The 7,458-nt window shown below is 62.1% G+C and carries 6 protein-coding genes; 2 read left to right on the top strand and 4 right to left on the bottom strand.

What is annotated here, in order from left to right; translation table 11 throughout:
• Positions 1-26: 26 nt before the first annotated feature.
• From J7I85_RS24230 to J7I85_RS24245, 4 genes are read right to left on the bottom strand one after another with little or no spacing between them, the layout of a single operon-like run.
• Entirely contained in the window at positions 27-1,220 is a 1,194-nt protein-coding gene (locus J7I85_RS24230) for a Gfo/Idh/MocA family protein (RefSeq protein WP_214858322.1), read from the bottom strand.
• 30 nt (positions 1,221-1,250) lie between these two features.
• The gene (locus J7I85_RS24235; RefSeq protein ID WP_214858323.1) at positions 1,251-2,156 is read right to left on the bottom strand and encodes a carbohydrate ABC transporter permease; all 906 of its coding nucleotides are present in this window, start codon (positions 2,154-2,156) and stop codon (positions 1,251-1,253) included.
• A complete protein-coding gene (locus J7I85_RS24240) occupies positions 2,156-3,058 on the bottom strand; it encodes a carbohydrate ABC transporter permease (protein ID WP_214858325.1) in 903 nt (300 codons plus the stop codon). The genes J7I85_RS24235 and J7I85_RS24240 overlap by 1 nt, the downstream gene beginning before the upstream one ends.
• Positions 3,059-3,064: 6 nt before the next feature.
• Complete coding sequence (locus tag J7I85_RS24245; protein WP_214858335.1) at positions 3,065-4,384, bottom strand: extracellular solute-binding protein; 1,320 nt, start codon at positions 4,382-4,384, stop codon at positions 3,065-3,067.
• A gap of 304 nt (positions 4,385-4,688) precedes the next feature.
• Between J7I85_RS24245 and J7I85_RS24250 the strand changes: the two genes are divergently transcribed.
• Positions 4,689-5,735, top strand: coding sequence for a LacI family DNA-binding transcriptional regulator (locus J7I85_RS24250; protein WP_214858349.1), 1,047 nt, complete (start codon positions 4,689-4,691; stop codon positions 5,733-5,735).
• A 235-nt stretch (positions 5,736-5,970) separates the two neighbouring features.
• The gene (locus J7I85_RS24255; protein ID WP_214858350.1) at positions 5,971-6,882 is read left to right on the top strand and encodes an aldose-1-epimerase; all 912 of its coding nucleotides are present in this window, start codon (positions 5,971-5,973) and stop codon (positions 6,880-6,882) included.
• Positions 6,883-7,458: the final 576 nt, after the last annotated feature.

Genomic DNA, 7,458 nt, shown 5'->3' on the forward strand with positions numbered 1-7,458 from the left:
GGATTCCTTCTTCTGTGCTCACGTTCTCAGACCTTTTGCCATTGGCTGGAGTTGGCGGCGCTGGATTCCACGGCAGCGAGGACACGCTGGACCTGCAGGGCGTCCGCGAAGGACGGCTCCGGCTGGCGGCCGTCGCCGATCGCTGTGACCAGGTCCACCACCTGGTGGGTGAAGCCGTGTTCGTACCCCAAACCATGGCCGGTGGGCCACCAGTTGCCGACGTAGGGATGCTCGGGTTCGGTGACGAAAATCCTGCGGAAGCCGGCGTCGGGCGATTCGGCAGCATCGTAGAAGGAGAGGGCGTTCATGTCCTCGAAGTCGAAGGCAAGGGACGCCTTGGTGCCGTTCAGTTCCAGCCGCATCGCGTTCTTCCGTCCCAGCGCGTAGCGCGTCGCCTCGAAGACGCCGATGGCGCCCGCTGAAGCAGCGCCGCCGTCGAACCGGGCGCTGAAGATGGCGGCGTCATCCACGGTGACTGTCCCGAGCGGCGCGTCCTGCCCGATGTCGCCGTGCCCGCCCAGGCCCACCAGGTCCCCGGCCAGGGGACGCTCCGGAACGAACGTTTCCAGCAGTGCGGAAACGCCGGTGATCTTCTGCCCGGTGATCCACTGTGCTGCGTCGATGCTGTGCGCTCCGATGTCCCCCAGGGACCCGGACCCGGACTTGCTCTTGTCCAGCCGCCAGGTCATGGGGGCGTTCTCATCTGAGAGCCAGTCCTGCAGGTACTGGGCGCGGACATGCCGGATGGTTCCCAGCCGGCCTTCGTGCACCATGCGCTTGGCCAGTGCCAGCGCCGGCGTGCGGCGGTAGCTGAACCCGCACATCGCAAAGACACCGCGTTTGGCTGCTGCCTCAGCCAGAACCGTCATCCGCTCCGCCTCCTCGACGGAGTTTGCGAGCGGCTTTTCGCACAGCACGTGTTTGCCGGCCTCGAGGGCGGCGGTCGCGATCTCGGCATGGGTGTCACCGGGCGTGCAGATGTCGATTAGATCGATGTCGTCGCGTTCGATCAGGCGCCGCCAGTCTGTTTCGACGGATTCCCAGCCGAGCTTTTTGGCTGCGGCCCTGACGCCGTCGGCGTTCCGGCCGGCGACGGCGGTTAGCTGCGGCTGCAGGGGCAGGTCGAAGAACCGGGGCGCTGTCCGCCAGGCGTGGGAGTGCGCCGCGCCCATGAAGGCGTAGCCGACCATGCCGACCCGCAATGGCTTTGCGGTAGTCATTTTCTATGTCCTTTCGTGGAGTTCCTGGAATTACTTGCTGAAGCCGGCCGTCAGGCCGCTGAGCAGCTGCCGGCGGGCGACGACGTAAATCACCAGGAGGGGTAGGGTGGCCAGGACCACGGAGGCGAGGATGGCGGGGATGTTGACGCTGAATTCGCCTTGGAAGGTCCACAGTGAGAGCGGCAGCACCCTCGTGGCTGGGCTTTGGGTGAGGATCAGCGGGAAGAGGAAGCCGTTCCATACGTGGAGGGCGTTGTAGATGCCCACGGTGATGACCGCCGGTTTGGTCATCGGCAGGGCCAGGCGCCACATCATGGCCCAGTCGGAGCAGCCGTCCAAGCGCATGGACTCGAATAGCTCGTTGGGTACATCGCGCATGAAGTTGGACAGGATCAGGACGCTGACCGGGATGGCAAAAGCCACGGATGGCAGGATCAGCGCCAGCAGTGTGTCGTACAGGTGCGCCCTCGTGATCATCCAATAGATGGGAATGATGGTGGCGTGCAGGGGGATGGCCAGGCCCAGGAGGAACAGGTTGTTCGTCCAGTTCAGGAACCGGCTTTTACCCCGGACGATTGCGTATGCGGCCATGAAAGACACGGCGAGGGCGGGGAGCACTGTACCAAGGGTGACGATGACGCTGTTCGTGAAGTACTTGACGAAGTTGTTGTCCAGCACCAGCTTGTAATTGTCCAGCGTAGGTTCTGGGGCCGGAAGCATCGGATTGGAGGTGAAGAATCCGGCTTGGTTCTTGAAGCTGGTAATCACCACGTAGTAGATCGGGATGATAATGATCGCGAGCCAGAGCCAGCCTCCCACCCCGCCCAGGAGGTTTGGACGCTGCCGGCCCGGGCCTTTGGTACGGGCAACGGGTGCTGCTGCCGGGTCTGCAGTAACCCGCGACGGAGGAACGGGGAGCTGTGTCGTGGAGGCCATCAGGCACCTTCCAGTTGGCTTGCGTTGCGGTTCTTCCCGCCCAAGCGCTGCAGGAGCAGCGCGAGTCCGAGGCCGATGACGATGAGGATGACGCCCAGGGCGCTGGCCGCCCCCATGTCGTTGGCCTTGAAGCCGGTCAGGTACATGTGCAGCGGCAGCAGCCGTGTGCTGTAGCCGGGGCCTCCGCCGGTGAGCACGAAGATGAGGTCGAAGTAGGCCAGACTGCCTACCACCATCAGCGTGGAGGACGTGATGATGGTGTATTTCAGCTGGGGCAGGGTGATGTTCCAGAACTGGCGGAACCGTCCCGCCCCATCGATTTCCGCGGCCTCGTAGAGTGAGGCCGGGATCTGGCGCACCCCGCCCTGATAGATCAGGGTGTGGAACGGGACGAACTGCCAGGCGATGACAAAGACCACCACGAAGAGCACCAGATCCGAATTTCCGAGCCAGTCCTGGGTCAGGATAGGGAGCTTAAAGCCGGGTCCTAGGCCAAAGTTAGGGTCCAGCAGGGCCTTGAAGGCAATCGCGACTGCGGCAGACGAGAGCAGCAGCGGCAGGAAGTAGAGGACGGCCAGAGCTGCACGGTATTTTTGCCCGCCGGCCGTAAACACGCCAAGCAGCAAACTGACGGGCGCTTGGACGACGAACGAGAAGAACATGATCTTGGCTGTTACTACCAAGGCGTTGCCCGTCACCGGATCCGTCAGGACGGTGGTCCAGCTGGACAGGCCTTCCAGCTTGATCTCGCCGAGCCCGTTCCAGCTCGTGAAGCTAAGGAAGACGACGCCGATGAGCGGGACGACCGCGAAGGCCAGGAAGAAGATAAGGGCCGGTGCTGCCAGCCACCCCGAGGGGCCCGCGTCGCGGACCCTTCGGGGTGCAGAACTGAGGGATGTCACGGTCTCTTACTTCCCGGTCGTCGCGTTCATCGTGGAGACGAACTGCTCGGGGGTGATCTTCTTCAGGAAGATCTGGTCAAGGTTGGACAGCATCGCGTCGCCCTGGGCCGGGCTCAGGGCCTGGTCCCAGGAGAGCGTGAAGTTGGGCGCCTTTTTGGCCATTCCGTAGACGAAGGTCAGGAAGTCCTTGTCCGGAGACGCAGCGAGTTTGTCTTCGATTCCGTTGATCACCGGCACGGCCCCCGAATCGATCAAAGCCTTCGTGTCCGCGTCGGTGAACATGCCATCCTTGACATAGTCCAGTGCGGCCTTCTTCTGCGCATCCGTGGCCTTGGCGGAGATGGACCAGAAGTTGGAGGGGTTGCCTACGACGTTCGCGGGGTCGCCCTTGCCGCCTTCGACGGCGGGGAAGGTGGTGAAGCCGAGCTTGCCGCTCTTGACGAAGTCGGGCGCGTCTTTCTTCATGCCCTGGTAGATCCAGCCGCCTTGGAGGATCATGGCCGCCTTGCCGGTGTACATCAGAGCCTGGTCGGCGTTGCTGTCGGCGGCAATGGACGAGAATCCGTTGATAAATCCGCCTGCATCAACCAGTTCCTGGATCTTTGTCAGTGCTTCTGTCACCGCAGGGTCAGACCAGGCTCCGGGCTTGTTGGCGGCGATGTTCGCGAAAACCTCTGGCCCGCCGATGCGCTCGACGAGGTACTCCAGCCACATCAGGTCCGGCCACTTGGACTGGCCGCCGAGGGAGAACGGGGCAATGCCGGCATCCTTGAACTTGGGCACGAGTGCCATCAGTTCATCCCAGGTCTTGGGCGGCTGCGCCCCAACCTTCTCGAAGACTTCCTTGTTGTAGTAGAGGACGACAGGCTGGACGTTGTTGTTGGGCAGGGCGTAGGTCTTGCCGTCCACCTCACCGTTCTTCAGCACCGAGGGAAGGTACCGGTCCTTGACTTTCGGGTTTTCCTTGACGAAGTCGGACAGGTCAGCGACCTGGCCGGAATCCACATAGGACTTCAGCACCCCACCGCCCCAGCCATAGATGAACGTGGGGCCTTCACCGGCGCCCACGGCGGTACGGACCTTGGTTTTGTAGGCGTCATTGGCGAAGAAATCCAGTTTGATCGATTTCTCCGGGTTCGTCTGGTTCCACGAGTCCACGGACTTCTGCATGACAGGCTGGTTACCGCCGGTCAGACCCCACATGGTGGCCGAGTCACCGCTCACGTTTGAACCGGCAGGACCGGCAGAACCGCAGGCGGCCAGACTAAGCGCCACTCCCGCGGCGGAAATTGCCAAGGCAGCAGAGCGCATCTTTCGAATCTTCATTTTGTATCCGTTCATCCTCCGGGCTCAACGCTGGGCACCCGGTAACGTGTGAAGTGGACTGTCTCGCCGGCTTCGAGGCCGACCGTCCATGTCGTCTGAGCAGTAGGGTCGCACCTGTGCGCTTTCGAAAGTTTCGAAAAGTTGCGACCAGTGGAAGTAAATCTAACGGTGAGCCCTGTCACAGTCAAGATATTTTTTTGCCGTGGTCTCTGTAAATCTCTCCATTGCGGTTGACCACCTTTCGAAAGCGATGCATGATGGCATTCATCGAAATGTTTCGAAGGAACTCGAGGATGCCTTGTCTATGACCGTTCGGCCGGAAAAAATAACCCTGGCAGCTGTTGCTTTGCGGGCCGGCGTCTCGGCGCCCACGGTCTCCAAGGTCGTGAATGGGCGGGAGGATGTCTCCCCGGATACTCGTGCCAGGGTGATTGCTGCCCTGGAGGAGTCGGGTTATCAGTCCCCGCTGCAGCGCAGGGCCTCTGCGCCGGGGCAAACTGTGGTCGAGGTGGTTTTCGATGCGCTGACGTCCGCGTACTCCGTGGAGATCCTCAACGGGGTGCTTGAGTATGCTGGCGCCACGGATGTCGAAGTGATGCTGAGCGTAACCAGCCACGCGGGCGGCACCCCGATAAGCCCGGAACGACGGGCGCAGAGAATGGTCGATGCCGGCCGCGGCGGCATGATCGTGGTGACATCCGCCTTCAGCGCCGCCCAGCTGCACGCGTTCCGGCGCCGGAAGATACCGGTGGCGGTGATCGACCCGATGAATCCACCCCCGACCGACGTCGTCAGCGTCGGTGCCACCAATTGGGCAGGCGGTAAGGCTGCAACGGAACACCTGCTGCAACTGGGGCATTCGCGTATCGGGTTCCTGGGCGGACCGGAAACGGCCGAGTGCAACCAGGCCAGATTGCACGGCTACATGGCGGCCCTCATGGCCAAAGGCCTAACAGTGAACCCCGCGTACACCATCTCCGGGAGCTTCCGATCAGATCACGGTGCCCAAGGGCTGAAGGAACTGCTGAGTCTCCCGGAGCCACCTACCGCCATTTTCGCTGCCAGCGACATCATTGCACTCGGAGTCCTCGGAGAAGCGCGCAAAAACGGCCTGCGGGTCCCCGAGGACCTGAGCCTCGTAGGATTCGACGGAACATACCAAGCAGAGGAATCCATTCCGCCCCTCACCTCCGTCGCACAGCCACTTCAGGAGATGGGCCGCGCTGCGCTCCGTGCTGTGCTCCGGCAGATCCACGGTGAAGCACTCGATTCCCAGCGGGTGGAGCTGGCAACCCACCTGGTAATCCGAGGATCATCCTCGGAACCACGGCCGGTAACCAGCCACAGCTGAGCAGACAGACTCGTTCCTGACGAAGCCGGGCTGTGCCCTGCCGTAGCATCCGGGCTGACTTGATCATCCCGGAGGAACGCGCGCCGGCCGGACGGTTTTGGCGTCCTGCACTGTCCAACAGAACCAACAGAACACTTGAAACGCCCTGAATCCCCAACGCTCACGTTGTCCCCAAAGTACGGCAGTGCCGAACGCGGCTCGTCCTAACCGGCAACGTCTTCCTGAAAGGAACCGCATGTCCACAATCGCCAGTCCCAACGGGGAGCTGATCGTTCTCGAGGCGGGGGAATACCAGGCAAGTGCGACCACTGTAGGGGCGGGGCTGCATGGCCTCACTTTCCAAGGTCAAGACCTCGTCCTGCCCTTCCCTCCGGACGGGCTGCCGCCGGCATACGCGGGAAAGGTCCTCATGCCCTGGCCGAACCGGGTGCACAGCGGCGCATATGGATTTGCCGGGCAGCGATACGAGCTGCCCGTAAATGAGGCGGCCACTGGCAGTGCCCTGCACGGACTCGTGCTGTGGAGTGAATGGCTGGTGGGCCAGCAGTCACCTGAGGAGGTAACCCTCACACACCGGCTTAACGGTGAGCCCGGGTACCCGTTCCAGCTCGAGCTCTCGACCAACTACAGACTGGAGGCGGATTCCGGACTCATGGTAGAGCTTAGGGCCGAGAACCGTGGCCAGTCCCGCGCACCCTATGGCTGCGGCTCCCACCCCTATATGACCGCCGGGGGAGAGGACATCTCCAACTGTGAGCTCAGCTTCACGGCCGGCAAGGTGCTCATGACCGACGAAAGGCTCCAGCCCACTGATCTGCTTGACTCCAAAGGAACCGAGTTCGACTTCTCTGTGGCCAGAACACTGGATTCGCAGCGGCTGGACCACGCCTTCACCGCGCTTCCCAAGGGAAAGTGGGACGTCACGCTCCGCAACCCCGCGCTGAGGCTTTCTGCAGTCCTCCAATCCACCGGCACCGATGCCCCCTGGGTGCAGCTGTATTCCGGAGAACTGCGCGACCGCAAAGGATTGGCTGTCGAACCTATGAGCTGCCCGCCTGATGCTTTCAATTCAGGCCAGGACCTCATTGTTCTGGAGCCCGGCCAGGCGCACGTCCTGCGCTACCGGATCCAGGCGCTGGAAGGCTAACCGATACGCGGCGTGGACGGGACTCCCAGTCCCACAACCGTGCGCTGTCCATGCTGAGCCGTCGTCCAGACCCTCAAGGACGTCAGCGCGTTCCCGCGGTTGTCCTCGAGGTCAGTGAGCGAATCGTGGGATCCCAACGCCCTTACATGGTCGGCGCACCTGATTGGGTCCTGCCGCTCCTGTGTGCTGGCCGGACGGCTGGGTCGGGGAGCCGCGGTAGGTGTGGTTTGCTGGCCCGTTTACGTTCTGTCACGAGCTGATTCCCCGAGTTGGCGTGCTCTTGTTCGATGTTCGCCCAACGCAGTTTGGTGCACAGCCTAACATAACAGCCCGACGCGGCTGTATGTCCCAGAAGAGACGGTGCAGTGCGCGGCGGCGGGACCTTCCGGTGGCCACCAAGTGCTTGACACCACAAAAAAGACCGAATATGTTTGCTATCGAAACATATTCGTTTTGGGAACATTTTGACTTTCCTAACGCTCAAATAACCACTAACCTCGGAGCATTTCAATGGCGATTCAGCCCACTCGTGATGACAAGTTTTCCTTCGGCCTTTGGACCGTCGGCTGGGAGGCG

This window comes from Arthrobacter sp. ISL-65 (assembly GCF_018613795.1).
GTDB lineage: Bacteria > Actinomycetota > Actinomycetes > Actinomycetales > Micrococcaceae > Arthrobacter.

Bases quoted from the DNA above. Each gene is read 5' to 3' on its own strand.
- J7I85_RS24250 (WP_214858349.1), top strand. From the start codon at position 4,689: ATGACCGTTCGGCCGGAAAAAATAACCCTGGCAGCTGTTGCTTTGCGG.
- J7I85_RS24255 (WP_214858350.1), top strand. From the start codon at position 5,971: ATGTCCACAATCGCCAGTCCCAACGGGGAGCTGATCGTTCTCGAGGCG.
- J7I85_RS24235 (WP_214858323.1), bottom strand. From the start codon at position 2,156: ATGGCCTCCACGACACAGCTCCCCGTTCCTCCGTCGCGGGTTACTGCA.
- J7I85_RS24230 (WP_214858322.1), bottom strand. From the start codon at position 1,220: ATGACTACCGCAAAGCCATTGCGGGTCGGCATGGTCGGCTACGCCTTC.
- J7I85_RS24245 (WP_214858335.1), bottom strand. From the start codon at position 4,384: ATGAAGATTCGAAAGATGCGCTCTGCTGCCTTGGCAATTTCCGCCGCG.